Consider the following 26021-nt stretch of genomic DNA (forward strand, 5'->3'; position numbering starts at 1 on the left):
CGGACAGAACAGTCCACGGAAATCCGATCCGCCTGCCTCGCCGGCGTTTTGAGGATGAAGGTCATTCGCCTGCGGCCAGAGACCACCGCGATCGTGAACACAGGGAGTACAAAGGGCTCTGTGCGCTTGCGTGCGGCGCAACGAATCACTAAAGCCTTGTCATGGAAAGCACAGCCCACCCCGATTCCATCCTCATTGTCGATTTCGGTTCCCAGGTCACGCAGCTGATCGCGCGTCGCGTGCGCGAGGCCGGCGTCTTCTGCGAGATCGTTCCTTTCCAGTCAGCGGAAGAAGGCTTCCGGCGGCTGAAACCGAAGGCGGTCATCCTGTCCGGCGGGCCGGCTTCGACGTCCGATATCGGATCGCCCCGCGCGCCGCAGCTTATTTTCGACAGCGCCGTGCCGGTCCTCGGCATCTGCTACGGTCAGATGGCGATGTGCGTGCAGACCGGCGGCAAGGCGGAAAGCTCCGACCATCGCGAATTCGGTCGCGCCTTCGTCAAGGTGTTGAAGTCTTCGCCGCTTTTCGAGGGCGTTTGGGAGCCGGGCGCCCAGCACCAGGTCTGGATGAGCCATGGCGACCGGGTTATCGAACTGCCGGAAGGCTTCGAGGTGCTGGCGGTCTCCGACGGCGCGCCCTTCGCCACCTACGCCAACGAGGACCGGAAATATTACGGCGTGATGTTCCATCCGGAGGTGGTCCACACGCCCGATGGCGGCAAGCTGCTCGCCAATTTCGTGCACAGGATCGCCGGTCTTGAAAGCGACTGGTCGATGGCCGGCTATCGCGAGCAGGCGATCCGCGGGATCCGCGAAAAGGTGGGCGAGGGCAGGGTGATCTGCGCGCTCTCCGGCGGCGTGGACTCCTCGGTCGCCGCACTTCTCATCCACGAGGCGATTGGCGACCGGCTCAACTGCATTCTCGTCGATCACGGTCTCATGCGGAAGAACGAGGCGGCCGAAGTGGTCGCCATGTTCCACGACCACTACAATCTCAATCTCAAGCTGGTCGACGCGTCCGATCGGTTCATTTCCGCGCTCGAGGGCGAGGCCGATCCGGAGGTCAAGCGCAAGACTATCGGCAGGCTCTTCATCGATGTCTTTGAGGAAGAGGCGAAGGCGATAGGCGGGGCCGATTTCCTGGCCCAGGGCACGCTCTATCCGGACGTCATCGAAAGCGTTTCCTTCACCGGCGGACCGTCGGTGACGATCAAGTCGCACCACAATGTGGGCGGCCTGCCGGAGCGCATGAACATGCAGCTCGTGGAGCCGCTGCGCGAGCTCTTCAAGGACGAGGTGCGGCTGCTCGGCCGCGAACTCGGCCTGCCCGAAAGCTTCATTGGCCGCCATCCGTTTCCGGGGCCGGGACTTGCGATCCGCTGCCCGGGCGGCGTGACCCGCGACAAGCTGGAGATCCTGCGCGAGGCCGATGCGATCTATCTCGATGAGATCCGCAAGGCGGGCCTCTACGACGCCATCTGGCAGGCTTTCGCCGTGCTGTTGCCGGTGCAGACTGTCGGCGTGATGGGCGACGGGCGGACCTATGAATATGTCTGCGCGCTGAGAGCCGTGACCTCCGTCGACGGCATGACGGCGGATTTCTACCACTACGACATGAATTTCCTCGGCCGCGCCGCCACCCGCATCATCAACGAGGTGCGCGGCATCAACCGCGTGGTCTATGACGTGACGTCGAAGCCACCCGGCACGATCGAGTGGGAGTGAGCCTCGGCCCGCAAGGCATATTGGTCCAGTGGACCAATTTGAGCGGTGAACGTCCGAAGCCGGCGAAGCGCGGCGAGCGCCAAACGGCTTTCCAAATCAGGCTGGCGCCAGGAGCTTGCCGCCAGCAGTCACAATGGGGCCTCTTCGACAGGACCGCTGCGCACAACGCCGGAGGTCATCGGCCAATCAGAAAGATGTGTTTCGCGGGTGCTTCCGAGTGTCGATGAAGCTCTCGACAGGTTGCGGAATGTGATGCGCGAGGACTGCCTTTCTCCAGGTCAGGCTGTTCATCGCAAAGTCGGATTTAAGGGTTGGAAAGTCCTGATTGTCGGGATCGACAGTGCCTATCTTCCGGCTTGCGCGAGATCTGTCCGTGAGGATTGACGACGCTGTCTGTGCGTTGGAAAGCAAACCTGGGAGAGAATGGCGCCGTTCTTGTCCACGGTCAGTCGAAGTTCACGCTGCGCATGCCAGAAGGTGAGGCGCCATCTTCCGGCATCCTTGTCGACGCCGCGTTCGCATCGTGACGTTATCTTTCCTGCCCGCATCAGATCTTGAACCACCCTCGGATCGAGATCGAAGGCGCTCGCGATCAGGCTGACGTCCACAACCGGACCGGTATCCGAGAGTTCGACTTGTCCGTTCATTGCCTCCCGCGGTTTCATGCGGAAATTCGCATCGCGGGTAGTGCGATGTCAGCCAGGGTCGACCGATCGAGATCGGCCAGGAAGGCCCGTTCGGCGGACCGCAACCGCGCCTTCAATCGGCACTGTCTCTCGATCGAACAATTCCCGATCTCCACTCCAAAGCACTCGACCAGAGGCTGTCCTTCTTCGAGAAGACCGATGACTGTGCCGAGACGGATCTGATTCGCAGGTCGGGCCAGTACCGCGCCTCCACCACCACCCCGGCGTGTCTCGACGAGCTCGGCGCGGGCCAGGTGCTGCATGATCTTGGCGAGGTGGTTCCGAGATAACCCGAACTCTTCGGCAAGATCGGCCGTAGAGAAGGCCCGGCCAGGTTCGCTCGCCAGTCGCATCAGCATGCGAAGCCCATAGTCGGTGAAGGTGGTCAGGCGCATGTCTCTCCGGTCTTCGTTTGAATTGGTATTTACAATACTTATTAAACGAGCTAGGAGAAATTGCAACAAGAAACCGGGGAGGCTCTCGTGACTTCGCCAAACCTGTCCATCACTTCAGCCAGACCGACGTCGACTGCGGAGCTGATGGCGCAGACCGGGCTGAACGAAGATGCTCTGTTCGAGCTTGTGCATCGGTTTTACGGCAAGGTCCGTCAGGACCGGCTTCTTGCTCCGATCTTCGAGGCGCGCATTCCTAATTGGACGTCTCATCTGGAGCGCATGGTCGCGTTCTGGTCCTCCGTCGCGTTGATGACCGGGCGTTATCACGGGCGCCCGATACCTGCGCACGTCCCACTGCCTGTCAAAGCGGTGCATTTCGAGCGATGGCTGGCGCTGTTCCGTGAGACGGCGGGAGAAGTGTGCACACCCGCCGGCGCCGCGCATGTGATAGAGCGTGCAGAGCGTATTGCGCAGTCCCTGCAAACAGCAGTGCTAGAAGCGTCGGCCGGACCTGGCGCGATGTCTGTCCTGGATTGATGAAGGGAGTTTGAAGATGAGCGGTGTCGTTCCACTCGATGACGAAGGCGTATCGGAGGGGCTGACCGATGATCTGAACGGCAGGGTTCTCTGCCACGACCCCAAAAACGTACACCGGGAAATTATCGTCCGGGAAGGTGATCAGCTGCGCGCGCGTTTCAGCACGGACCCGCCGCTGCTTCGCACGACAAATGGCGAGGCCGTCTCATGAGTGATGATTCCGACAACTCCGGTGGCCATGGCCGGTTCGCCTCGCCGCCCTGCTATGCCGGAGAGATCGCGCCGGATTACTTCGACCCGCTCGCGGTCGATCCCGAACAGGCGCGTGATGTCGCGCGCTGGCGCAAGGCGGAGCGGACCCGCCTGCGCGCCGAACGCATGGAACTGTCGGTCGCCAGCCGCAAGGCGGCCGGCGAGGCGCTGGCAGGCCATCTCCGGCAGGTTCTGCTGAACCAATTCGACGGCGCGCGGGACATGATCCTGTCGGCCTATTGGCCGATCAAGGGCGAGCCCGACCTCCGCTCGTTGATGGGGGAACTGCATGAGGCTGGCGTGGCGATTGCCCTTCCACTGGTCGAGACACGGTTTGCCCCGCTGAGGTTCCGCCGCTGGACGCCTGAGACGCGCATGGTGCGTGGTGACTGGAACATTCCCGTTCCGCCGTCGGACTCACCCCTTGTGACGCCGGCGATTGCACTCGCGCCGCTCGTCGGCTGGACGCAGGAGGGATATCGCCTGGGATATGGCGGAGGCTACTTCGACCGCACGCTTGCGGTGTTGAAGCCGAAGCCTTTCGTCATCGGTATAGGTTTCGAGGCGGGGCGCCTCGCCACCATCTATCCGCAACCCCATGATATCCGGCTCGACATGATCCTGACCGAGGCCGGCGTCCGCGCACAACGAGACAGCGCATGACGACCAGCGCGCAACGCATTCGAGCCTGGAGCGGACCTGCCATCCTGACATACGGGTTTCGACCGTTTTTTCTCGGCGCCGGACTTTGGGCTGCTTGCGCGATGGTGCTTTGGATTCCGATCCTTTCAGGATTGCTTGATCTGCCGACGCGATTCGACCCGGTGACCTGGCATGCGCACGAGTTTCTGTTTGGCTACCTTGGCGCGGTCGTGGCCGGATTCCTGCTCACGGCGGTTCCCAACTGGACTGGGCGCCTCCCTGTGGTTGGCTGGCCGCTCGGCGCTCTCTTCGCCCTCTGGTGTGCAGGCCGCATAGCGGTTGCCCTGTCTTTGTATTTGCCGCCCTGGTTTGTGGCACTTGCGGATCTGTCCATGCCCCTTGCGCTGATCGGTTTCCTGGCGCGAGAGATCGTGGCGGGCAAGAACTGGCGCAATTTGATCGTTCTGGGAATGCTCATCGCCTTCACCTTCGCGAATGCGGTGTTCCATTGGCAGGCAGCAGCGGGGGACTTCGCCGGTGGCGGCTTGGGGCTGAGAATCGGGCTCGGGGCCGGGATCATGATGATCGCAGTCATAGGCGGGCGCATTGTACCTTCGTTCACCCGAAACTGGCTGGTCAAACGAGGCGGGACGAGATTGCCAACCCCTCCGATGCAACCATTTGATCGCGTCGCTTTGCTGATCCTTCTGGCGGCGATATTGCTCTGGGTGGTCGTTCCCGACGGGTTCCTCACCGGTGCGATGCTGATAACGGCTGGTGTGGACCACTGTGCTCGTCTCGTCCGCTGGGCTGGATTGCGCACCCTCGCCGCGCCATTGGTTTGGGTCCTGCATGCCGGCTACGCCTTCCTGCCGTTGGGGGCGTTGGCGCTCGGACTCTCGGCATTCTGGCCCGATCTGGTGGGACAGGGCGCGGCGCAGCATGTCTGGATGACAGGCGCCATCGGGTTGATGACGCTTGCGGTGATGACCCGCGCCACGCTGGGACATACCGGCCGCGACCTGACGGCGGGATCCGGGACGCTGGCGATCTATCTTTGCCTGATTGGGGCGGTCCTGGCGAGGCTGACAGCCGGATTTGCACCTGGGTTCGCCGGATCGCTCTACATGATTTCGGGCCTCTGTTGGATTGCTGCCTTTGGCGGCTTCGCAATACTGTACGGGCCGATGCTCCTCCGGTCTCGCATTGGCGACTGAGCCATGGAATGGTCAGGCATTGTGCTGGCGTTCGCGGCGTTCTTTCTCAGCCATTCCCTGCCGGTGCGCCCGCCATTTCGGCCGGTTCTGGTGCGCGTTTTGGGCAAGACCGGTTTCAGCCTCGCCTATTCGGCATTGTCGGTTGCGGTGCTGGCGTGGCTGATCGTGGCGGCGGAACGAGCGCCTTTCGCGCCGGTCTGGAACTGGATGCCGTGGCAGAACCATCTCGTCCTGGCCATCATGCTGCCGGTCTGCCTGATCGTTGCCCTGTCGATCGGTCGACCCAATCCGTTCTCGTTCGGCGGCGCGCGAAACGCCGCCTTCGATCCGGCGCGACCGGGCATTGTGCGGCTGGCGCGACATCCGCTGCTTGTCGCGCTGGCGCTCTGGTCGGGCGCGCACCTGGTCGCCAATGGCGATCTGGCGCACGTCCTGCTGTTCGGGACATTTTTCGTATTTGCGCTTTTCGGCGGCCGGTTCATCGACAGGCGCAAGCGACGCGAGATGGGACAGAATTGGGATCTACTGTGGGAAGAAATTCTCGCGCAGCATCCGGGTGAGGCGCTATTCAGGCGCTCGCCCCAGACGGTTCTGCGCGTGACGTTAGGCGTTGCGATCTATGCGATCCTGATCGTGCTCCACCCGATAGTCATCGGCGTCGATCCGATCCCCTGACATCAGTCGTCGCCATCCTCGATCCAGGTCTTCGCCGCCACGGCGCGTGGAAGACGCCCTTTCACATAACTCGCAGTGAATTGTCCGTCGCCGACGAACGACGTGATCACCGGCGCCTGTTTCGCCTCTGGAATTTTTCTCGCGAGCCGAAAGCATTCGAGTTGCATCCATCGCTGGACGCTGACATTTCGCTGACTGCGACCGTGTTTCAAGCGAGCTTTCAATGACGCCGTCGGAGGCAAGGCGGCGAAACATCTGCCCGATATGGCCTTTGTCCCAATGTCCTGTTTCAGCATTGGATCCGCAAGCACATTCAAGATGCGATCGGATCGTCATCTAAGGGATGAGCAAGAGATTCAAGCTTGCTTCATGCAATGCAGAAGCCGGAAAGAAACGACGTCCTCCAGAAACATCGTTTTCAGGCGTTCTGCGTCGTTTGCTTTCGCCATGTCGACTACCGCCGCAACAGTGTGTGAGCAACATCTGAAATCAGACTGAGACTCACTGCTGTGCCCGCTCGAACAGCTTTTTCGCCATGACGCCAACGCGCGCCTCTATCGCTTCGAGCGCGTTCAGGATCAGATCTTCGCGGAAGCGACGGCCGACGATTTGCACGGCGACGGGCATGCCGTCATGCATGCCGGATGAAACGATCCCCGACGGCAACCCCAGATAGTTTATAGCGAACGACCAGATGCCGCAGCCAAGGACCTCCATAACGCCGTCCTTGCCTTCTGCATCGCGATTCCATGCATAGGTTGGTCGAGGAAGAAACGGCGTTAAAACAATCGGGTACTGTTCAAGAAAAAGGTTCCACTCACGTATGAAACTGGAGCGTCTCGCCATCTGGCGCAGCAGTTCGTCATACTCGAAAGGCGGGAAGAGTTCGAAGTATTCATCAAACATCCGGTTGATCTCGGCGCTGCCGAATTTGCGGATGTCATCCATCATCAAAAGACGTACTTCAGTCATCAATGCGCGGTAGCCTGTCTCGCCGATGACGCTGATATCGGGGGTGTCTACTTCGACGACGTCGTAGCCGGAATCCACCAGGCAATCGCGGGCATGGTCCAGCGCCTCGACTATCGCTGCATGCATTTCGAACTGGTAGGTGTTTTTCGTGAAGGCGATCTTTATCGGCCTTTCGAGAGCCGGTCCGTCGAAAGGCGCGGGCGCCTGCCACGGATCGTGTGGATCGTACCGGATGGCGGATCGCATGGCGAGACGCACGTCGCGCGCCTCGCGGCAGATCACACCCTGAACCGACATTAGTTGCGCAAGTATGCCGCGTTCGGCTTTCTGGGACGGATTCCAGGCCGGCGTACGGCCAAGTCCCGGTTTTACGGTTACCGCGCCCGTGGCGGCGGATGGAAAGCGCAGCGAGCCGCCGATGTCGTTTCCATGGGCGATGGCGCCCATGCCGCTCATAACCGCGGAGGAGGCGCCACCCGAGGATCCCCCAGGCGAGGCCCAGTCATTCCACGGATTGAATGTGCGCCCGTGCAACTCGTTGGTGGTGGTGGCGCGAAAGGAGAACTCCGGGGTGTTTGTGCGGCCGATCACGATTGCGCCGTCTTGGGTCAGGTTTCTGACGATCGGCGCGTCATCCGGGGCAATGACATCGGCGAAGGCCTTCACGCCGTTCGGCGTCGCCCTGCCTTTCTGGTCGACATTTTCCTTGATCGTGATCGGCACGCCGTGCAGTGGGCCCACTGGTCCCGATTTACCCATGATGGCGTCGAGATTGCGCGCCTGGACAATGGCTTCATCGCCCAGATCGTCGACCACTGCGTTGAGATGACCGTTTACCGCGCGCATGTGATCCACCGTAGCGGTGATCGCCGTATCGGCCGTGATTTCGCGCCGGGCGATACGCTCCGCCAGTTCGCTTGCACTCAGTCGCCATAGCGGGAATTTCGTCATCATATGGTCCCTGCGTTCACGATTGCGCCAGTTCAAGTCCAGATCGCAACGATCGCCATGAGCGCAAAGCCGAAAACTGCAGCAGAGAATTCACGAAGGTTGCAGCAGCGGGCGACGAGCGTGCCGTTGGCCAGACCATGCAGAGTTCCGAGATAGAGGAACGTTCCGGCCGCAAGCGCCTTCAGGGTCGGCGCGACGAGCGGATGCGCGCCGTCCCAATGCGCTGCGATAGCGCCGCTGGCGACGCCCAGCGGGAGGAAGAAAACGAAGACGAGGAATGCGATGAATCTGACCGCGCGCGACAGCGGACTGCGCGCAAGCGTCACGGCGAGGGAAAAAGAGGCAGCCCATTTATGCGCTATGATGGCAAGAAATATGACGATTGCCGCAGCGCCCGCGCTGCTGGTTCCCAGCGCTGCTCCCGCAAGGAAGGAATGGATCGAGAGCATGACGGTCGCAAGAAGCGCGAGTATGGCGTAGCTGTCGCTTTGGCTCTCGGCGGCTTCGCCAATATGCTCCAGCAGAAGCAGCAGGAGAACGACGGCGCCGCACAACATGAACGGCCATGGATAGTCGACCCCCGCCGCGTCGAAGTCGCCGGCCGCATCGCCCAGCATGTGTATGAGACCGGCGCCGAGGAAAACGCCTGCTGCCACCGCTTCGCCAAGCACCGCCAATTTGCCTTCGACATCAAATCTGTGTCCGAGGAACACCGACGCGCTTGCTGCAAGAGCGACCGCCACAATTACGACGGTCATGACGACAAGGATAATCTCGGGGCTCACAGCCGCGTCCCCGAAATCATGTCAGGCATCCTCTCGCCGCATTCATCACTGTATTTGGCTCCAGCCGTAAAATGCCATTCCGTAATGGAGCGTTACAACATTACAGTCAAGCCTCATGCAGGGTGGGGAGCCTGATTTCCCGAGAGGTTTTGTAGCTGGCGCTGCGCGCGGGTAATGGAGCAGAGAAACGGGAGGCGGCGTTGGCCGTGGAGCGGCGCCTTGTTAAAGAGCGTCAGATCCGCGAACCAACGTCCGCCTTTCACCGAGAGACCTTAATTTCGAACGACCTCGACAGGACCGTGGTTATCGTGGTGATCGCCATGCGGATGGTGCAGATGGCCGTCGACCAGATAGTCGACATGATCGCCATGCGGAACCGCTTCGTGACCGCAGCCAGGTCCGTGGACGTGGCCCGGTTCATGTCCCGAGCAGCGGTGGTCGGGCGTGCAGCGGTCAGGGTTCTTCTCGCTGACTTCAATGACATGCTCGTCTACATGGTCGCCGTGCGGATGGTGCAGGTGTCCGTCATGCAGATAATCAACATGATCGCCATGGCGGATCGCCGTGTGGCCACAATCGGGGCCGTGCTGGTGGGTGTGGTTTTCATGATGGGGCAGGGAACAGTTAGACATTTCAGTACTCCTTTCTTCAGTGCGTCTCACAGGCGTGTGCGACGGCGTTTTCTACAAGGTTCACGACGTGCGCGTCGGCGAGTGAATAGAAAATCGCCTTACCTTCTCGCCGGCGCGTGACCAGACGCGCCTGCAGCAAAACCTTGAGCCTTGCAGAGACGGCGCCAATCTTGTCGCCGGACATGTCGGCCAACTCGCCGACATTGCGTTCATGCTTCGCCAGAGTGATGAGAGTCTGGAGCCTTGCGGGATCCGCCAGCGCCTTGAAGATGGCTGCTGCGTCTTCCAACTGTTTTCTTTCTATCGGCATCGGTTTCATCTCATCATTCTAACATTAACAAGATTGTTAGAATGTACGTAGCGATGATCCAGATGATTTCAAGAAAAATAATATTCGCGTCGAAAAACTGCCCCTGTGGCTTCAATCAATCCACAGGCCGCATTGTGCTTCTGTTCACGCGGAACAGGAAACTTTCATTGTTGCGAGACGACTGCTAGGAAAGGCGTTCAAGCAAAGGACGCCAGCCATGCCCCGTGACCTCCGCATGTCCCGGATGTTGCACGTACTGATCCACATGGACCGGCATCTGGATCGCGTCACTTCGGAGCAGATTGCAAAGTTGATCTCAACGAATCCGGTCGTGGTGCGCCGGATGATGGCGGGTTTACGGGAAAGAGGGATCGTGATTTCGGAAAAGGGCCATGGCGGTGGATGGCAGCTCGTGCGGCCTCTTTCCGACATCACGCTTCGCGACGTGTATGAGGCCGTCGGAAACCCGCCGCTGTTCAATATCGGGCCGGAAGCGGAGCCGGTGGAATGCCTGGTCGAAAAGGCTGTGGACGCGCGTCTGCAGGCGACGCTTCGCGAGGCCGAAAATCGCCTGCTGGACCAGTTCGCCGAAATTACGGTGGAAGAACTTGCGCAGGACTTCGAGCACCGCTTCGCAGAGCTTCAGAAAGACCTTGGATTGTCCTGCAGCACGGCGTTCACCCCTACCGAATAAAGCCTTGTCGTTGCCTTGCGGAGGAACTTGACGGAAACTTCCAAGAGATTGGCGTCCGCTTGGCGGACGATGTCGGATCGGCGTCGCGGCCGCGCAGCAGAATTTGTCGCAGCCCGGTCAGATGCGGGAACTCGACAAGCATGCCGATGACGATGGCGGCGTAGATCAGCGGCTGATCAGGCATTGCAATGGCGGTGACGCCAAGCATCAGCGGCGCGTTGCGCGCGGCTGTGGTCATCGTCAAAAGCGCATGCTCGGGATTGGCGAAGCCGGCGAGTTTCGAGAGGATCTCGCCAACGAAGAACATTGCGGCGAAAAACAGGAAGATGGCGAGCAGGATCACTGCAAAAACAGAAACATGCTCCAAGATGACCGTGATATTGCCTGCAAAAATCTCAAGGATGAGCATGGCGATTACGAAGGGAATAATATTGCCCACCCACGCGAGCAGCCGCGCAAACAGACTATCGGCCAGAACCAGTCTGATGAAAAAGGAACAGACTTGAAGGAGAGCCTTACAGTTTTTTGTAGAATGCATTGCCGCCAGCGACGGTGACATAGTGCATGTTCTTATAGGGGAATGTGTAGCCTTCGGCGTGGAAGAACATGGCCGAACCCACTGCTCTGTGGCGTTTGCCTCTCAGGACCGCTCCGGCTGTGTCTTCAATTTTTGGAAGCGCGCTGGACGTCATCTGCCTGGTCATGACGCCATTGGCGAACTGGTTGGGTTGCCCAACGACCTTGCAGATCGTGTCCGGAAATTTCGGTGACGCGACGCGGTTCATGACCACAGTGCCGACGGCCAGAAGCCCCTCTTCACTCGACCGATTGGACTCGAAATACATCGCCCGGACCAGGCATTCTTTCTCGCGCCCACCTTTTGGAAGCGAAAGACTGGCCGCGCCAAGTTTGCTCACGGAGGTCAGCGCGTCGACAGGCGACGATGAAAAGCATCCTGTCAGCAACGGGGCAAGGGCGGCGACAACGGCTATTGGCCTGCACAGCGTTGCGAGGCGCGCTTTCGAGCGGCGCGGCGCGGCAGGGCCAATTTCTCGACTAGACGTCATATGGCGATATCAAACTCTGATTGATCGAATTTCGAAGCATCCGGACCGTCCGGATGCGGCGGTCGAGCCTCTATCGTAAGACTTTCCAGCATTTCGGCAAGAGGCATAGTCCGCGTGCCCTGCGAGCCAAGGCGTCGGAGCGATACGGTTTGCTCGCTGATTTCGCGTTTTCCCAGAGCAATGAGAAGAGGAACCTTGGCCAGGCTGTGTTCGCGGACCTTGTAGGGGATTTTTTCATTGCGGAGGTCGAGTTCCACGCGAAGGCCACGGGCGCGCAGTTGCGCTGCAACTTCCCTGGCGTAATCGTCGGCCTCCGACGTGATCGTCGCTATGACCGCCTGGACCGGCGCCAGCCAGAGCGGGAAGTGGCCGGCGTAATGCTCGACAAGAATGCCGGTGAAGCGCTCGAGAGAACCGAACATGGCGCGATGGAGCATGACCGGAGCGACCTTCTCCCCATCGGCGTTGATGTAGAACGCGCCAAAGCGTTCCGGCAGATTGAAGTCAACCTGCAGCGTGCCGCACTGCCAATCGCGACCGATGGCGTCTCGCAGGACATATTCGAGTTTGGGCCCGTAAAACGCGCCTTCGCCCTCGTTGATCGTATAGGGTCTGCCAAGCGTGTCGAGCGCCCGACGCAGCGAATGCTCGGAACGATCCCATGATTCATTCGAGCCGATGCGGTGTTCGGGTCGGGTCGACAGCTTTATGCGGATATCGCTGAAGCCGAAATCCTCGTAGATCGACAGGATAAGGTCGTTGACCTTGATGCATTCCGCGGTCAGTTGATCTTCCGTGCAGAAGATATGCGCGTCGTCCTGGGTGAATGAGCGCACGCGCAGAAGACCGTGCAGCGCGCCGGAAGGCTCGTAACGGTGAACCTTTCCGAACTCGGCGATCTTGAGCGGCATGTCGCGATAACTCTTGAGGCCTTGTTTGTAGATCAGCATGTGACCCGGACAGTTCATCGGCTTGAGTGCAAAATCCCGGTCATCTTCCGTCTTCGTGGTAAACATATGATTATGGTAGTTCTGCCAGTGGCCGGACGTCTCCCACAGATGCCTGTCCATGATGTCCGGCGTGTTGACCTCGACATACCCGGCGGCCGCCTGCCGTTTCCGCATATAGCCGATCAGCGTCTGGAACAGCCTCCAGCCCTTCGGGTGCCAGAACACCGAGCCCGGCGCCTCTTCCTGGAAATGGAAAAGGTCCATCTCGCGGCCGAGTCGGCGATGATCGCGTTTCTCGGCCTCTTCGAGCATCTTCAGATGGACGTCCAGATCGCGCTGGGTGGCGAATGCGACGCCGTAGATGCGCGTCAGCATCGGCTTGCTGGCGTCGCCCCGCCAGTAGGCGCCGGCGACCTTGGTCAACTTGAAGGCCGAGCCGATCTTGCCGGTCGACGTCATATGCGGCCCGCGACAAAGGTCGAGCCACTCTCCCTGTCGGTAGATTTTGACGTCCTCGCCTTCCGGGATGGCGTCGATCAGTTCGGCCTTGTAGGTCTCACCCTTCTCAAGGAAGAATGACCTGGCCTCTTCACGGCTCCAGATTTCCTTCGTGAAATTCTCGTTTCGGGCGATGATTTCCCACATGCGCGCCTCGATCGCCGGCAGGCTCGCCCGTATAGGGCAACAACGCCAGGCTCGGATCGGCGTCGTTACGTTCCCACGCCGGCGAGCGATTGAGCACGGTGACGCGTTTGCCGGCCGCTGCAAGTCCAACCGCAGCGTCTATTCCGCTTTCATAGCCGCCGATGACGATCGCGTCTTCACCTGCATGATCCGCCCAGCGCCTGACGCGGCTCGAATGCTGGCCGTGTTCGGCGCCTGGAATGTCGCCATCGCTCGGGTATTGGAACTGGCCGGCCGCCCAGATGACGAACCGCGCGCGGACCAGCCCTTCATTTGTGTAGAGCAGAATTTCATCGCCGTCGGATTCAATCTCGAGGACGTCGATGCTCGTGGTCACGTTCAGCCCGAAGATTTCGACAGCCTGATCAAGATAATCGGCGTATTCGAGGCCGCTTGGTTGTTCTCGTTTCAAGGCGAAGGCGGGCGAACTGTCGTAGCTGATCGCGTTCAGGTCCGTCAGGCCGAAGGCGTTGCCTGTAAAGGACGGAGAGATGAAACGCATATCCTCCGGCCAGCGACGGAACGACGCTGCCACGCGTTCGCGTTCAAGAAGACGTACCTCGGGGATCGCCAGGTCGCGCAGGACGCGCGCCATTCCGATCCCCGCAGGTCCGGCGCCAACTATGATGACGTTCGCACGCAATATTTCATCGTGCTTGAGGGCGCGGTGATGCGTGCTGGAGGCGGCTCGGTTCAAGCATCCGCTCCTTCATCTTCGCGTATCGCCTCGTCATGATGGTGATGTTTGTGATCCTGACGGTCGGGAGACGCCGCGCCAAGGTAATCAAAGCTTTGTTTTATGAAATCGTCGCCGAGGTCTCGCCCGATGATGACGATTTTGGATCGGCGATCATCGCCCGGCCAGTCGTTCAGTGACACGGGCGGGTGGAAGACATGCTGCACGCCGTGGAGAACGAAAGGCGCAGTCGTTCCCTCCACATGGACGATGCCTTTCATGCGCAGGATATCGGGTCCGCGCATCGCCATCAGCGTCTCGAGCCATCGGTCAAAGACTTGAGACGGAATCGGATCATCTATGGTGCAGGCGACCGCCGAGATCCGATTATCGTGGCGGTTCACGTCATGATGATGGTGATGATGATGCTCGTTATGGGCGTGGCCGTCATGATTGCAGGCGTGGCCGTGATGATCATCATGATCATGGTCTTGATGATGACCGGGCTCGGCATAGGCTTCCGCCTTCAACCAGTTCTGAACGTCAACGCTCCTGGTGGCCGGATTGTATAAACCCGCGTCCAGCAAATGCGACGGATCGACTGCTCCGTTGTAGGCGCGGATGATGGGCGCGGCCGGGTTCAGCGCCCGCAAACGACTTTCGATCGCGTGTAGCGCCGGCGGATCGACAAGATCTGTCTTCGTCAACAAAATGCGATCGGCGACTGCGGCTTGCTTGACCGCCTCGACTTGCGAATCCAGCGTGGCGGATCCGATCGTCGCATCCACCGTTGCGATGACGCCGTCAAGCTCGAACTCATGCGAAAGCAATCCGTCAGTCATCAGTGTATGAAGAATGGGGGCTGGGTCCGCCAAGCCGGTTGTTTCGATGATGACGCGGTCGAACGCGGCGATCTGGCCGCCTTCGCGCTTCTCGAAAAGATCGTGCAGCGTATGAACGAGGTCTCCGCGAATGGTGCAGCAAAGACACCCCGACTGAAGAAGCACCATGTTTTCCGTGCTTGTTTCGACCAGTTCGTGATCGAGGCCGATTTCACCGAATTCATTGATGATGACGGCTGTCCGGTCGAGATCCGGATGACGCAACAAATGATTGAGCACGGTTGTCTTTCCACTGCCGAGAAAGCCGGTGAGCAGCGTAACGGGAATGGGATGGGCGAGGGCAGACGTATCCACGGGGGATTTCCTGTTCTTTTGTTATAAATGAAGGCTCAGTTGCTTGTGGCTTCCGATGAAAGACAGCTTGCGCAGGCGCCGTGCAATTCGATAACGCGCTTGTCGATCTGGAACCCCAGATTGCCTGCGTCTTCTTCAAAGAGCGCTTCGGCTTTCGCGTTCTGTACCTCGAACGAATTGCCGCATTGATCGCAAATGAAGAATACGCAAGCATGGTCACGGTCGGGAAAGGCGCATGGCTCGAAAGCGTTTTTCGTCTCGATCCTGGTGACGAAACCCTGCTCCTGGAGAAACTCCAGTGCCCGGTAAACTGTCGGCGGTGACAGAGGCCGGCCGAATTTCTGTCCAAGCATGCGAAGCAATTCATAAGCCCGGATCGGTTGGCCCGATTGCCAAAGGCATTCCAGCACGAATCGGCGTATCTCGGTGAATTGCAGTCCGCGCTGCTGGCATGCGGCCTCCGCCATGCGCAATCCTTCACTCACGGCTCCGAGGCTGTGAAAGACGAGTTTTCGATCCAGAATCGTATTCACGGAAGTCATTTTCGAGTAGCGACAAAACAACGTGACTTGCACGAAATGTTATAACATTGCATAGCGAAAGGCAAGTCAACACTGTGGAGTCTGAATCTATGTCTTTGGCTATGAGCGCCGCAGCAGTGGCGCAGGAACCAAAAAAGCCGCGTCGGCGTCCGACCCGCGCGGATGTCGAGGCGGCTGTGCGCCTTTTGATCGAATGGACGGGAGACGATCCCGACCGGGAAGGCCTGGTGGACACGCCGTCCCGGATGGTGCGCGCCTATGAAGAGTTTTTCGAGGGATACAGGACGGATCCGGCCGAATATCTGGCCCGCACCTTTGAGGAGACGAACGATTATGACGACATGATCGTGCTGCGAAACATGCGGCTGGAATCGCATTGCGAACACCATATCGTGCCGATTATCGGCAAGGCGCACATCGCCTACCTTCCGGACAGGCGTGTCGTCGGCATCAGCAAGCTTGCGCGGGTGGCCGAGGTTTTTGCAAAGCGCCTGCAAATTCAGGAAACCCTGACCTCGCAGATCGCCGAGACGATCCAGGACGTACTGGAGCCGCGCGGCGTCGCGGTCGTCATCGAGGCGGCGCATATGTGCATGACGACGCGCGGTATCCGAAAGCCTGGCGTCAGCATGATGACCCGGCGATTTATCGGCGCGTTTCAGTCAAATGCAGAGCTTCGCCGCGAATTCCTGGCGTCCATCGACGGTCCGAAAGAGGCTTTCGGATGACTGCTGATCCAAAACCGTTTGCAGCGCGTGTTTCGGTAGAGCAGGTGGAGGAAGGGTATGTGCTTGCGCCCAGGTTCGGAGCGGACGGCCTGGCGCCGGTCGTGACGACCGACGCGCAATCCGGCGAGGTCCTCATGATGGGGGTCATGAACGAGGAAGCGCTGCTGGCGACGATAAGGACCGGGGAAGCCCACTACTGGAGCCGCAGCCGCAAGTGTCTCTGGCATAAGGGCGGCACAAGCGGCCTGATCCAGAAAGTCGTGGAAATCCGCGTCGATGACGACCAGGACGCCCTTTGGCTTCGTGTCGAGGTCGCCGGCGGCGCGAGTTGCCATGTAAGATATCGCTCCTGCTTCTATCGCGCCGTTTCCAAGCAATCCGGCAGTTTGCCGATCGAGCTGACATTTACGGAGTCTGAAAAAACATTCGATCCAAAGCAGGTCTATGGCGATGCGCCAAATCCAACGCAATTATAGGCTGGATCAGGGTGGAGCCATGCAATTCGACCGAACCCTGCATGCCGACCGGCAAGAGAGGCTTCACAGGGCCACGAAAACGCCCGCTCGCAAACATATTCTGGATCGTGATCAGGCCGATGAACACGCCGGCTGGATGAGACAGGCGATCGAGCTTGCGCGCGCCATGCAGGGCTGGGTCTGGCCCAATCCTGCGGTCGGTTGCCTTATCGTTCGGGACGGAATGATCGTCGGCCGTGGCCAAACCCGGTTCGGCGGACGGCCCCATGCCGAGCGCATCGCTCTCGACGACGCCGCCGAACTGGCGCGCGGGGCGACGCTCTATGTCACCCTTGAGCCCTGCTGCCACTGGGGCAAGACCCCGCCTTGCGCGGACGCCATTATCGAGGCAGGCGTCAGTCGCGTTTATGCGTCCATACAGGATCCGGATCCGAGAGTGAACGGAGGGGGTTTCAGCAAACTGCGCGAGGCGGGCGTCGAAACCCATGTCGGTCTCGGCGCAGACGAGGCGCTTGGCATAATGGCGGGTTTCTTTCACCGGATCGAAACCGGCAAGCCGCTTGTAACGGTTTGCCAGATCGACGAGGAAACATTCGACATCCCGCAGGGTTATGACGGCGTCATTCAAAGCCGTCGCGACAAGATTTGGCTGTTTACCCGGGCGCCGGGAGTCGGAACCAAGGCCAGTCAGCTTCTTTGCCCCGACTACGCCTCCGGTTCCATCTTGCGCAGGCTTGGCGAACTTGGCCTCACGTCGGTCTGTGTGCCCGCCGACGATCGACTGTCGGAAACGCTCGCAAACGCATCCGGCGGTTGAAGAATGACTACGCCGTTCGATCTGGTTCTCAAAGACGGCGTTGTCGTCAACCATCAGGGCGCAGGACGGCGGGATATCGGAGTGATCGGCGGCCGTATCGCTGAAATCGGCGATCTCGCCGCGGCGTCGGCGGCGGAGGTTGTCGACTGCGCCGGTCTGCACATTCTGCCGGGCGTGATCGACAGTCAGGTCCACTTTCGCGAACCCGGGTTGGAGCACAAGGAAGATCTGCAAAGCGGATCCCTCGCCGCCGTCATGGGCGGCGTCACGAGCGTTTTCGAGATGCCCAACACGCGTCCGGCGACGACCAGTGCTGAAACGATCGCTGATAAAATCGGAAGGGCTACGGGTCGCATGCATTGCGATTTTGCGTTCTGGGTGGGCGGCACGCGTGAGAACGTGTCGTCCATATCCGCCCTGGAGCGTATCCCGGGCGCAGCCGGGATCAAGCTGTTCATGGGCTCTTCGACAGGAGACCTGCTGGTCTACGACGACGAGAGCGTTCTTGCGATTCTGAAACAGACGCGGCGCCGTGTGGCGGTTCATTCGGAAGACGAGCCCCGTCTGAAAAAGCGCCTCGACCTGCGGCGGCGGGGCGACCCTGCGTCACACCCGGATTGGCGAGACGAGGAGGCGGCGCTTCGCTCCACCCAACGCCTGGTGAAACTGGCGCGCGAGGCGGGAGCCCGCATTCATATCCTGCATATCTCCACGGCCAAAGAGATTGCGTTTCTGCAAGACCACAAGGACATCGCCACCTGCGAGGCGACGCCCCATCACCTGACCCTGACTTCAGATGATTACAAAACACTTGGCTCCTTCATCCAAATGAACCCGCCGATCCGTTCCCCGGAACATCGCGATGCGATCTGGGGCGGTTTGCGTCGATCGGTGATTGATGTCCTGGGATCCGATCATGCGCCACACAGCCGAGACGAAAAGGCGCAGCCTTATCCGGCTTCGCCGTCCGGGATGACAGGCGTGCAGACGCTTGTTCCAATCATGCTCGATCACGTCAATGCGGGCCGTCTGACGCTTGAACAGTTCGTCGATCTGACCAGTCACGGGCCTCAACGCATTTTCGGACTGACCCGGAAAGGAAGGATCGCAGCCGGTTATGACGCCGATCTCACGATTGTCGACATGAAACGCAGCCATGTGATCCGTGACGAGGAACAGGCGTCGCGGGCGGGATGGACGCCCTATCACGGCAAACGGGTCACCGGATGGCCAATCGGAACGATTATCCGCGGCAAGATCGCCATGTGGGAGGGAGCGTTGCGCCAGGCGGCGTCAGGACAGGCGATCCGCCTGGCCTGATTTTGGTCGACCAGACCGAAGTTCAATCAGTCTGGCGCAAAGAATGGCGTTTGACGCCCGTCTGGTCCCGCCTGAAACGTCACCTGAACGCGCTGGCCGATTGCGACGGTCGTCAGGTCGTCGGCGACGATGTTCGACATCATGATCGGTCCCTCGTCCAGCTTAACATAGGCGAGGCAGTAGGGCGGATCGGCGCGGTGGGACAGGGAGCAGGAATAGATGGTTCCCTTGCCGGACGCCTCGAACCATTCGGTCGCCCCGCCGGTGAAAGGGCTGCGCTCACGCGGATAGTGAAACGCCTTTCCCGTGTCGAGGCAGCGCTTGAGCATCAGAACGCCGCGCTCTGCGCCGTCAAAGAACGTGGCTATTTCGTCCGCCGTACTTGCTTCGGCCGTCATCCCACTCACTCCCGTTCCAGTATTAGTGTCGAGGCGCCATGGCGACCGCCAAGTTGGCCGCCAGTGCCGTGGGCGAGCGCAAGGGCGCAATCGCGAACCTGCACGGCGGGATGAGCCTCGCCGCGCAACTGCCGCACTGCTTCGATGATCTTCGTCATGCCGCCGCGATTGGCCGGGTGGTTGCTGCAAAGACCGCCGCCATCCGTGTTGACTGGCAATTTGCCGACCCCGGAAATCAGGCCGCCGTCCGACACGAATTTCCCGCTTTCGCCCTGTTTGCAGAAGCCGAGATTTTCCAGTTGCACCATGACGGTGATGGTGAAGCTGTCATAGAGCGAGGCGTACTGAATGTCATCCGGCGTCACGCCGGCTTCGTCGAAGGCTTCTGCTCCGGATTTGACGCCGCCCGATTCCAGAATATCGAAATAGCCGCCATTGAGCTGTCTCACGGAAAAACCCGTGCCGATCGGCGTGACCAGCGGGCGGTTGAGGCTCTTTGCGACATCCGGGTGCACGACCACAAGCGCGCCGCCGCCGTCCGACACAACGCAGCAGTCCAGCCGGTGCAGCGGATCGGTTATCATGGGGGAGTTGATGACGTCTTCGACGGTCACTACGTTGCGCAGCATGGCGTGAGGATTGTGCTGCGCGTGGTGGGAGGCTGCGACTTTCACCCAGGCCAGTTGTTCCGACGTGGTGCCGTATTCATACATGTGGCGTTTGGCCACCATGCCATACATGTTGGTGACCACCGGGCGGTAGGGCGATTCGAAGGGAGATTCCGTCGTGTCGTTGGCGCTTCCCTGCGTCAGGTCCGGGCGTGTCGCTTCCGCACGGGGGCGCCCGGCCAGAGTGATGAGAGCCACGCGGCATTTGCCGGCCGCAATGGCCTGTACGGCGTGCGCCACGTGATTGACATAAGCTGAGCCCCAGCTTTCGGTCGAGTCCAGATGGCGCAGATTGAGACCCATATACTCGACGATGGAAAAGGGGCCCGTACCGGGAGCCGACCATCCGGTGATATCTCCTGCGCAGAAATACCCGTCCACATCCGAGAGACTGAGCCCGGCGTCTTCCAAAGCGCCTATAGCGACGTCAGCGTGAAGTTGCGCGACCGACCTGTCCGCCGCCTTGCGGGTGGGGTGTTCATAGGCGCCTGCAATGTAGGCCTGGCCCTTGAGGCTCATCCATTCTCCTCCCGATTTGATTGCCGCTGGCCGCTTTAACACAATTCACATCTGCAGTGTCAATAAAGCGCAGATGGGCGTTACGCGGCTACATCATTTGGGTGCGTTAGAATTCGATGTGTTCTGAAGATGCGGCCGTTTCATCTGTAATCGCCGACAGAACATCCTGCTCGTTCGTTTCCAGAAGCGCCTTGTGAATTTCGAACTTTCGGGCCGGGGCGTCTTTCTGCAGAACGAGGACAACTGTCACCCTGGGAGGGCAATCGGGCTGGTTGCAAGCGAGGTCGTTCACTGAAATGACCGTGTCCTTGTCCAGCCGTAGCGCCTGGCGCACCCATGACTTGATCTTCGCCGCATGTTCCGGAACGCCGGCCGGGCGTTCATAGTAAAAGGGATTGAGGAAGGTGCTCATGCGCCAGGAGTCCGTTGTCCCGCGGGTTTTGATTTGAGCGACAGGAACAGGTCCCGGATCGGATCCATCGGCATTTTGGAACCGATGATCATGACCCGGCTGCGAATATCGATGCTGGGCCAATAATCAAGGCGCACAGTCGGATATAGCCTGTGCTGTATCGCATGGGCTACAAGCGGCCGCGAAGGATCATCCGCGAGCGCGAAAATCCCCTTGAGCCGCAACAGGCCCGAGTGGGATTGCGCCGTAATGACATTGAGAAACGTGTCAACGGCGCGCGGATCAAGCGGCGCGTCGTGGTAGAGGGACATGGCTTCAATGTCTTCGCCGTGACGATTGACGTCATGCGCATGGTCATGCGCAGCTGGATCTTCCAGTTGCTCCATGGCGAGCCAGCCAAGAACGTCTTCGGGTTTTTCCGAGATTGAATACGCGCCTGTTTCGATCAGGGAGGCCCGATCGAAATCCGCGCTGTTTCGATCAAGGACGGTGACGGACGGATTGATCTTCCGCAGCGTTTCGCGCCAGCCTGCGCCCGAGGCAATGTCGGTCTTGGTCAGGACAATCTTGTCGGCGAAAGCGAGTTGCTTCCAGCATTCGAAATGCCCAGCCAGCGCGCTTTCGCCGTTCTCGACATCGAAGGTGGCGATCACATTGGCAAGGCGGAACGCACGCGCCACAACATGGTCTCCCACGGATAAGGCCGGCGCGCCTCCAGGAATGAGGCTGTTGACGATCGGCGTCGGATCCGCAAGTCCGGTCGTTTCGACGATGACCCGTTTGTAGGCTGGAATCTCGCCTTGACGGCGATCTTCGTGCATTTCGTAAAGCGAGGTGCGGATATCGCTGGCGGCAGTGCAGCAAAGACAGCCCGTGCTTGTCACGATGTACTGTTCGCTTCCCTTGCGAATGAGATCGTGATCGACCGATATGGATCCGAATTCATTGACGATGATCGCGGTGTCGCGCATGCGCGGGCTGGCAAGCAATTCGTTCAGAAGCGTGGTTTTGCCTGATCCGAGAAAGCCCGTCAGCAAGGTTATCGGAGTGGCGTTTCTGCTCGGCGCAAGACCCGGCGATTCGGTGTCGGCGCCCTTTGAAGATCGACCGAAAAGCCGGGAAAGCATGAAAGGCTCTGTGCTCCTTCGAAGGGCGCCGGTTTGAGCGATATTCGGCGAAACGCTATTAAAAATCAGGCTGCGTCGGAAACACCCCACCGCGGGAACGGATCCGGCAGATTGCGATAGGCGCACGGATCGAAATCGTCGATCTCGCCCTCGATCAGACAGCGGTCGAGTGCGGCGCGAATAGCCGCCTTGTCCATGCCCGCGCCAATGAAAACGAGCTCCTGACGACGGTCGCCCCTGGTTTGATGCCAGTTGCGGCGAATCATGTCGCGCCATTCCGGATGGTCCGGCCAGCGCGATACCGGTATCGCGCTCCACCATCGCCCCATGGGCGTTACGCGGGCGAGGGCGCCAGCGAGTGAAAATTCACCAACCCAGTCTGGACGCGTCGCCATCCAGAAATGTCCTTTTGCCCGCACAAGGCCTGGCCACGTCTCACCGATGAAGTTGTTGAAGCGTTCGGGATGAAACGGTTTGCGGGCCCGGTAGACGAAACTGCTGATGCCATATTCCTCGGTTTCCGGGACGTGATCCGCAAAGCCGTAGAGCTCCTTTGCCCATAGCGGATGCATTTCGGCTTTCTCTTCACTGTACAGGCCGGTGTTAAGGACATCATCGAGACCGACCTGTCCAAAGTCGGTCTCGATAATCCGCGCATCGGCGTTCAGCGATTTGACAACCTTGCGAACATTTTCGAGCTGCTCGGGGGAAACATCGGATTTCTTGTTGATGACGACGACATCGGCGAATTCGATCTGTTCGACATGCAGGTCTATGAGAGTGCGATTGTCGTCTTCCCCCGCTGTTTCGCCGCGGTCACTCAGGAATTCGTTCGAGGCATATTCCCGAAGCAGATTCACAGCATCGACAACGGTCACCATCGTGTCCAGGCGGGAGATATCCGACAGGCTTTGCCCGTTCTCGTCGCGAAATGAAAACGTGCTGGCGACCGGGAGCGGCTCGGCGATGCCGGTGCCTTCGATCAGCAAATATTCGAATTTGCCTTCCTCGCTCAGCCTCCGAACCTCGACCAGCAGGTCGTCGCGCAATGTGCAGCAAATGCATCCATTGGTCATCTCGACCAGTTTTTCATCCGTGCGCGACAGATCCGCCCCGCCGTCACGCACGAGATCGGCGTCGATATTGACCTCGCTCATGTCGTTGACGATAACCGCCACGCGCTTGCCTGCACGGTTGTTCAACACATGATTCAGAAGGGTTGTCTTGCCTGATCCGAGGAAGCCTGACAGCACGGTTACAGGCAATAGTTTGCTACCAGTTTGGGGTTGCGACATCGTCTATCCCTGTGCAATGTTATAACATATCATTTAAATAGTGACTCGAAGACACGACTGTCAAGACTGGAATGGTTCGCATCTTTTTTGGCGGCAAGTCGTGCGTTTAAGCCAGGAAAAAATTTATGAATTCACAGAATGACCAGATGTTGGCCCCGCATCTTGCTGCTGCGCGAGCAGCGCTTTTTAATTGGGCGGAGGTGATCTCCAGGGGCAATGTTGAAATAGTGCTTTCGCTGTATGCCGCAGACGCAATTCTGGTGCCGACTCTTTCCAACGAAATCGGAGATCGCGAGGAGGAACGACGCCGTTACTTCGAGAATTTCCTGTCAAATGAAAACCTGCGTTGCACGATCAACGCCCGCATGAAGCGGGCCAGCCGCAAGCTCGGCACTGTTGTTATCGGAGGCCTATACACATTCGACTTTCGCAGGGATGGCCGGGATCATTGTGTGCCGGCGCGGTTTCTCTTCACGTTTGAAGAGATCGAAGGACGATGGTTGATCACCGGACATCACTCTTCTCGCCTTTCCGAGGCGATATAGGCGCTGCCTGAATTTTCCTTTGAATACGCCGCGAGACCTCTTCGGCCAGCGCCAGCGACGCAGTCAGACCGGGTGATTCGACGCCGAACAGATTGATGACGGCGTCCGCCTGGTCGTCGATGACGAAATCGGCGCCGCCGTCCTTCATGGCCTTTGGGCGAATGCCGCAATAGTCGGCGTAGAGGGCGCCGTCGGGCAGGCCCGGCCAATATTTGCGAATGGCGTCATAGAAGGGCTCTCTGCGTTTCTCGTCGACCGTATAGTCGAGGTCAGGGGAGTCGAGCCATTCTACGTCCGGACCGAAGCGAACGCGTTGTCCAAGATCGAGGGTCAGGTGAACGCCCAGGCCGCCGGGTTCGGGAACCGGATATATGAGGTGGGAGAACGGCGCCTTGCCCGTCAGGCCAAAATAGTTGCCTTTTGCATAGCGCATTTCCGGAATGGCGCAATTCGCCCCTTCGATGCTTCCCGCGACCCTGGCCGCGCCCAGACCCGCCGCATTGATGAGAACGCGGCAGACGATCGTCGATGGCTCCTTTCCTCCGACGTCCACTTCGACGGCGTTGCCGTCGGTCCGGCCGGACAGAACCGGCGAATAGAAGGAGATAACGGCGTGGTGGTCTTCCGCCTCGCCCTGCAGTGACAGCATGTATCCGTGCGTGTCGATAATGCCGGTGCTGGGCGAAAACAACGCTGCACAGGCGTTCAATTCGGGCTCGATCCGGCGGACGGCGGTGGCGTCCAGCATCTCCAGGTCGTCCACGCCGTTGCGAGCGGCGTTGCGCGAAATCTCCTCCAGCGCGGCCAGTTCGTGGTATCTGGTCGCGACGACAAGCTTGCCGATGCGTTTGTGCTCGACACCGTGCTGTTCACAATAACGATAGAGCTGGTTGCGTCCCTTTACGCAGAGCGCGGCCTTCATGGAATGCTGGGGATAGTAGAGGCCTGCGTGGATGACCTCGCTGTTTCGGCTGGACGTTTCCGTTCCAATTGCGCCTGCAGCTTCCAGAACCACGACGTCAAAGCCGTTCCAAGCCAGGCTTCGCGCTACGGCGAGGCCAACAACACCGGCTCCCACGACGACGATATCGACGTCGACGTCCTTCATCCTACCGGAGCTATCCGCGCGTTTGGCATGTGTCGCTGTTGTTCTGACCTGTCTCTTGGGCAATCAATCGGCTCCTGCACTGATATTACATCAACCGTCTCTCACACCAGCGATTTTCCGACGCCCGGATGATCAGGCGTCGCCAGGTCTCGCCAGAACGAAGTCGTGTTGGACTTCCCAGAAGCCGTTCTCGAACTCCAGTTCCTTTGATCGCGCCGCATCCTCGACCCATTTGAACTCGGCGAGCAGGCTCTTCTTCACGCCGAACACGGCGTCGGAATTGATATACTGGTCGTCCGGGTCGAAGATGTGTGTGGTCAACGTCTCAAAACCATCGGACTTGATGATATAATGCAGATGCGCCGGCCGGTAGGGGTGGCGGCCAAGGGCTCCCAGCAGCTTTCCGACCGGGCCGTCATCCGGAATAGGATAAAATTTCGGCTTTACGGCGCGGAACCAGTAGCGACCGTCAGCGCCGGTCCTGAAAACGCCGCGCAGGTTGAAATCCGGCTGAATTCCTTTCTGCTGAACGTCGTAGAAGCCTTCATCATTGGCCTGCCAGACGTCTATCACCGCATCGGCGATCGGCTCGCCCGCGGTGTCGAGAATGCGGCCGCTGACCACGATGTCCTCGCCCTTCTGGTCGAGGCAGATATTCGCGCCCATGTCGAGTTCCGGCGCGCCCTCGACGTGAAAGGGGCCGAGGACGGTGGATTCCGAAGCGCCTGAAGGTTTGCGGTTGTTGATCGCGTCGACAAGCATCGAAACGCCGAGAATATCCGAGAGCAAGATAAACTCCTGACGCCATTCGTTGCTGATATGGCCTGTCTCCGTGAGGAACATGATCGCCTTGAACCACTCGTCCTGGGTCGGCTCGATCTCCTTGACGGCCTCGTGCAGCTTGCGGGTGACGACCTCCATGATGAATTTCAGTCGCTCGCTTTCCGCATTGACGTTGCTGCTCGTGACAACTTCGACGGAGTCCGCCTCGGTGAAGTATCGCTGTTCCTGAGTGTCCATT

The 26021-nt window shown here is 59.5% G+C and carries 29 protein-coding genes and 2 pseudogenes; 12 read left to right on the forward strand and 19 right to left on the reverse strand.

Annotated elements, in window-relative coordinates; translation table 11 throughout:
* Window positions 1–161: 161 nt before the first annotated feature.
* A complete protein-coding gene (gene guaA, locus AAFN47_RS17795) occupies window positions 162–1724 on the forward strand; it encodes a glutamine-hydrolyzing GMP synthase (protein ID WP_499810593.1) in 1563 nt (520 codons plus the stop codon).
* A 344-nt stretch (window positions 1725–2068) separates the two neighbouring features.
* On the opposite strand, the gene AAFN47_RS17800 is transcribed toward guaA, so the two are convergent.
* Both AAFN47_RS17800 and AAFN47_RS17805 read right to left on the reverse strand, forming a co-directional pair.
* Window positions 2069–2371, reverse strand: a complete 303-nt coding sequence (locus AAFN47_RS17800) for a DUF6522 family protein (protein ID WP_499810594.1) — start codon at window positions 2369–2371, stop codon at window positions 2069–2071.
* Between the two features lie 14 nt (window positions 2372–2385).
* A complete protein-coding gene (locus tag AAFN47_RS17805; RefSeq protein ID WP_499810595.1) occupies window positions 2386–2805 on the reverse strand; it encodes an RrF2 family transcriptional regulator in 420 nt (139 codons plus the stop codon).
* Between the two features lie 87 nt (window positions 2806–2892).
* Between AAFN47_RS17805 and AAFN47_RS17810 the strand changes: the two genes are divergently transcribed.
* The 5 genes from AAFN47_RS17810 to AAFN47_RS17830 are packed head-to-tail and all read left to right on the forward strand — an operon-like array spanning window position 2893 to window position 6128.
* Window positions 2893–3342 (forward strand): group III truncated hemoglobin, encoded by a 450-nt coding sequence (locus tag AAFN47_RS17810; RefSeq protein WP_499810596.1) that lies wholly within the window; start codon window positions 2893–2895, stop codon window positions 3340–3342.
* Window positions 3343–3358: 16 nt separating this feature from the next.
* Window positions 3359–3553 (forward strand): hypothetical protein, encoded by a 195-nt coding sequence (locus AAFN47_RS17815; protein WP_499810597.1) that lies wholly within the window; start codon window positions 3359–3361, stop codon window positions 3551–3553.
* On the forward strand, window positions 3550–4257 hold the full coding sequence (locus tag AAFN47_RS17820) for a 5-formyltetrahydrofolate cyclo-ligase (RefSeq protein WP_499810598.1): 708 nt from the start codon (window positions 3550–3552) through the stop codon (window positions 4255–4257). Before AAFN47_RS17815 ends, AAFN47_RS17820 begins: the two co-directional genes overlap by 4 nt.
* Entirely contained in the window at window positions 4254–5453 is a 1200-nt protein-coding gene (locus AAFN47_RS17825; protein ID WP_499810599.1) for an NnrS family protein, read from the forward strand. The genes AAFN47_RS17820 and AAFN47_RS17825 overlap by 4 nt, the downstream gene beginning before the upstream one ends.
* A gap of 3 nt (window positions 5454–5456) precedes the next feature.
* The gene (locus AAFN47_RS17830) at window positions 5457–6128 is read left to right on the forward strand and encodes an NnrU family protein (protein WP_499810600.1); all 672 of its coding nucleotides are present in this window, start codon (window positions 5457–5459) and stop codon (window positions 6126–6128) included.
* A gap of 501 nt (window positions 6129–6629) precedes the next feature.
* Here AAFN47_RS17830 and AAFN47_RS17835 read toward each other — a convergent pair.
* The 4 genes from AAFN47_RS17835 to AAFN47_RS17850 form a co-directional block, all read right to left on the reverse strand.
* Window positions 6630–8051 (reverse strand): amidase family protein, encoded by a 1422-nt coding sequence (locus AAFN47_RS17835; protein ID WP_499810601.1) that lies wholly within the window; start codon window positions 8049–8051, stop codon window positions 6630–6632.
* A gap of 32 nt (window positions 8052–8083) precedes the next feature.
* The gene (locus AAFN47_RS17840; RefSeq protein ID WP_499810602.1) at window positions 8084–8836 is read right to left on the reverse strand and encodes a ZIP family metal transporter; all 753 of its coding nucleotides are present in this window, start codon (window positions 8834–8836) and stop codon (window positions 8084–8086) included.
* A gap of 272 nt (window positions 8837–9108) precedes the next feature.
* Window positions 9109–9468 (reverse strand): hypothetical protein, encoded by a 360-nt coding sequence (locus AAFN47_RS17845; RefSeq protein WP_499810603.1) that lies wholly within the window; start codon window positions 9466–9468, stop codon window positions 9109–9111.
* Between the two features lie 16 nt (window positions 9469–9484).
* Entirely contained in the window at window positions 9485–9778 is a 294-nt protein-coding gene (locus AAFN47_RS17850; RefSeq protein ID WP_499810604.1) for an ArsR/SmtB family transcription factor, read from the reverse strand.
* A gap of 217 nt (window positions 9779–9995) precedes the next feature.
* On the opposite strand from AAFN47_RS17850, the gene AAFN47_RS17855 reads away from it, so the two are divergent.
* A complete protein-coding gene (locus AAFN47_RS17855; protein WP_499810605.1) occupies window positions 9996–10472 on the forward strand; it encodes an RrF2 family transcriptional regulator in 477 nt (158 codons plus the stop codon).
* On the opposite strand, the gene AAFN47_RS17860 is transcribed toward AAFN47_RS17855, so the two are convergent.
* The 6 genes and pseudogenes from AAFN47_RS17860 to AAFN47_RS17885 form a co-directional block, all read right to left on the reverse strand.
* Complete coding sequence (locus AAFN47_RS17860; RefSeq protein WP_499810606.1) at window positions 10462–10911, reverse strand: arsenic resistance protein; 450 nt, start codon at window positions 10909–10911, stop codon at window positions 10462–10464. The two genes, AAFN47_RS17855 and AAFN47_RS17860, sit on opposite strands and share 11 nt — an antisense overlap.
* 82 nt (window positions 10912–10993) lie before the next feature.
* A pseudogene (locus AAFN47_RS17865) lies at window positions 10994–11344 on the reverse strand (cell wall hydrolase); the annotation flags it as partial.
* A 191-nt stretch (window positions 11345–11535) separates the two neighbouring features.
* Window positions 11536–13152 (reverse strand): annotated as a pseudogene (thrS, locus tag AAFN47_RS17870) (threonine--tRNA ligase); the annotation flags it as partial.
* Window positions 13079–13870 carry an NAD(P)/FAD-dependent oxidoreductase gene (locus AAFN47_RS17875; protein ID WP_499810607.1) on the reverse strand — a complete coding sequence of 264 codons (792 nt, stop codon included), beginning with the start codon at window positions 13868–13870 and terminating at the stop codon, window positions 13079–13081. The gene AAFN47_RS17875 and the pseudogene thrS, both read right to left, overlap by 74 nt.
* Entirely contained in the window at window positions 13867–15045 is a 1179-nt protein-coding gene (locus AAFN47_RS17880) for a CobW family GTP-binding protein (RefSeq protein WP_499810608.1), read from the reverse strand. Before AAFN47_RS17880 ends, AAFN47_RS17875 begins: the two co-directional genes overlap by 4 nt.
* A 35-nt stretch (window positions 15046–15080) precedes the next feature.
* Window positions 15081–15578 carry a Fur family transcriptional regulator gene (locus AAFN47_RS17885; RefSeq protein ID WP_499810609.1) on the reverse strand — a complete coding sequence of 166 codons (498 nt, stop codon included), beginning with the start codon at window positions 15576–15578 and terminating at the stop codon, window positions 15081–15083.
* A gap of 98 nt (window positions 15579–15676) precedes the next feature.
* Between AAFN47_RS17885 and folE the strand changes: the two genes are divergently transcribed.
* Genes folE through AAFN47_RS17905 form a run of 4 tightly spaced genes read left to right on the forward strand, consistent with a single transcriptional unit; the run spans window position 15677 to window position 18928 of the window.
* Complete coding sequence (gene folE / locus AAFN47_RS17890) at window positions 15677–16315, forward strand: GTP cyclohydrolase I FolE (RefSeq protein ID WP_499810610.1); 639 nt, start codon at window positions 15677–15679, stop codon at window positions 16313–16315.
* Window positions 16312–16791: a phosphoribosyl-AMP cyclohydrolase gene (gene hisI / locus AAFN47_RS17895; RefSeq protein WP_499810611.1), complete on the forward strand. Its 480-nt coding sequence runs from the start codon at window positions 16312–16314 to the stop codon at window positions 16789–16791. Before folE ends, hisI begins: the two co-directional genes overlap by 4 nt.
* Before the next feature lie 19 nt (window positions 16792–16810).
* The gene (gene ribD / locus AAFN47_RS17900) at window positions 16811–17608 is read left to right on the forward strand and encodes a bifunctional diaminohydroxyphosphoribosylaminopyrimidine deaminase/5-amino-6-(5-phosphoribosylamino)uracil reductase RibD (RefSeq protein WP_499810612.1); all 798 of its coding nucleotides are present in this window, start codon (window positions 16811–16813) and stop codon (window positions 17606–17608) included.
* 3 nt (window positions 17609–17611) lie between these two features.
* The gene (locus AAFN47_RS17905) at window positions 17612–18928 is read left to right on the forward strand and encodes a dihydroorotase (protein ID WP_499810613.1); all 1317 of its coding nucleotides are present in this window, start codon (window positions 17612–17614) and stop codon (window positions 18926–18928) included.
* Window positions 18929–18954: 26 nt separating this feature from the next.
* Here AAFN47_RS17905 and AAFN47_RS17910 read toward each other — a convergent pair whose 3' ends face one another.
* From AAFN47_RS17910 to zigA, 5 genes are all read right to left on the reverse strand, one after another.
* A complete protein-coding gene (locus AAFN47_RS17910; protein WP_499810614.1) occupies window positions 18955–19326 on the reverse strand; it encodes a Zn-ribbon domain-containing OB-fold protein in 372 nt (123 codons plus the stop codon).
* Window positions 19327–19331: 5 nt separating this feature from the next.
* Entirely contained in the window at window positions 19332–20513 is a 1182-nt protein-coding gene (locus tag AAFN47_RS17915; RefSeq protein WP_499810615.1) for a thiolase family protein, read from the reverse strand.
* Between the two features lie 106 nt (window positions 20514–20619).
* Complete coding sequence (locus AAFN47_RS17920) at window positions 20620–20925, reverse strand: hypothetical protein (RefSeq protein ID WP_499810616.1); 306 nt, start codon at window positions 20923–20925, stop codon at window positions 20620–20622.
* Window positions 20922–22052 (reverse strand): CobW family GTP-binding protein, encoded by a 1131-nt coding sequence (locus AAFN47_RS17925; RefSeq protein WP_499810617.1) that lies wholly within the window; start codon window positions 22050–22052, stop codon window positions 20922–20924. The genes AAFN47_RS17920 and AAFN47_RS17925 overlap by 4 nt, the downstream gene beginning before the upstream one ends.
* Window positions 22053–22117: 65 nt before the next feature.
* The gene (zigA, locus tag AAFN47_RS17930; protein WP_499810618.1) at window positions 22118–23347 is read right to left on the reverse strand and encodes a zinc metallochaperone GTPase ZigA; all 1230 of its coding nucleotides are present in this window, start codon (window positions 23345–23347) and stop codon (window positions 22118–22120) included.
* Window positions 23348–23472: 125 nt separating this feature from the next.
* Here zigA and AAFN47_RS17935 point away from each other — a divergent pair, with 125 nt between their 5' ends.
* Window positions 23473–23892: a nuclear transport factor 2 family protein gene (locus AAFN47_RS17935; protein ID WP_499810619.1), complete on the forward strand. Its 420-nt coding sequence runs from the start codon at window positions 23473–23475 to the stop codon at window positions 23890–23892.
* On the opposite strand, the gene AAFN47_RS17940 is transcribed toward AAFN47_RS17935, so the two are convergent.
* Both AAFN47_RS17940 and AAFN47_RS17945 read right to left on the reverse strand, forming a co-directional pair.
* Window positions 23852–25000 (reverse strand): NAD(P)/FAD-dependent oxidoreductase, encoded by a 1149-nt coding sequence (locus tag AAFN47_RS17940; RefSeq protein WP_499810620.1) that lies wholly within the window; start codon window positions 24998–25000, stop codon window positions 23852–23854. The two genes, AAFN47_RS17935 and AAFN47_RS17940, sit on opposite strands and share 41 nt — an antisense overlap.
* Before the next feature lie 132 nt (window positions 25001–25132).
* Window positions 25133–26020, reverse strand: coding sequence for an intradiol ring-cleavage dioxygenase (locus AAFN47_RS17945; RefSeq protein WP_499810621.1), 888 nt, complete (start codon window positions 26018–26020; stop codon window positions 25133–25135).
* Between the last annotated feature and the right edge of the window lies 1 nt (window position 26021).

Source organism: Hoeflea sp. CAU 1731, assembly GCF_039888615.1.
Classification (GTDB): Bacteria; Pseudomonadota; Alphaproteobacteria; order Rhizobiales; family Rhizobiaceae; genus Flavimaribacter.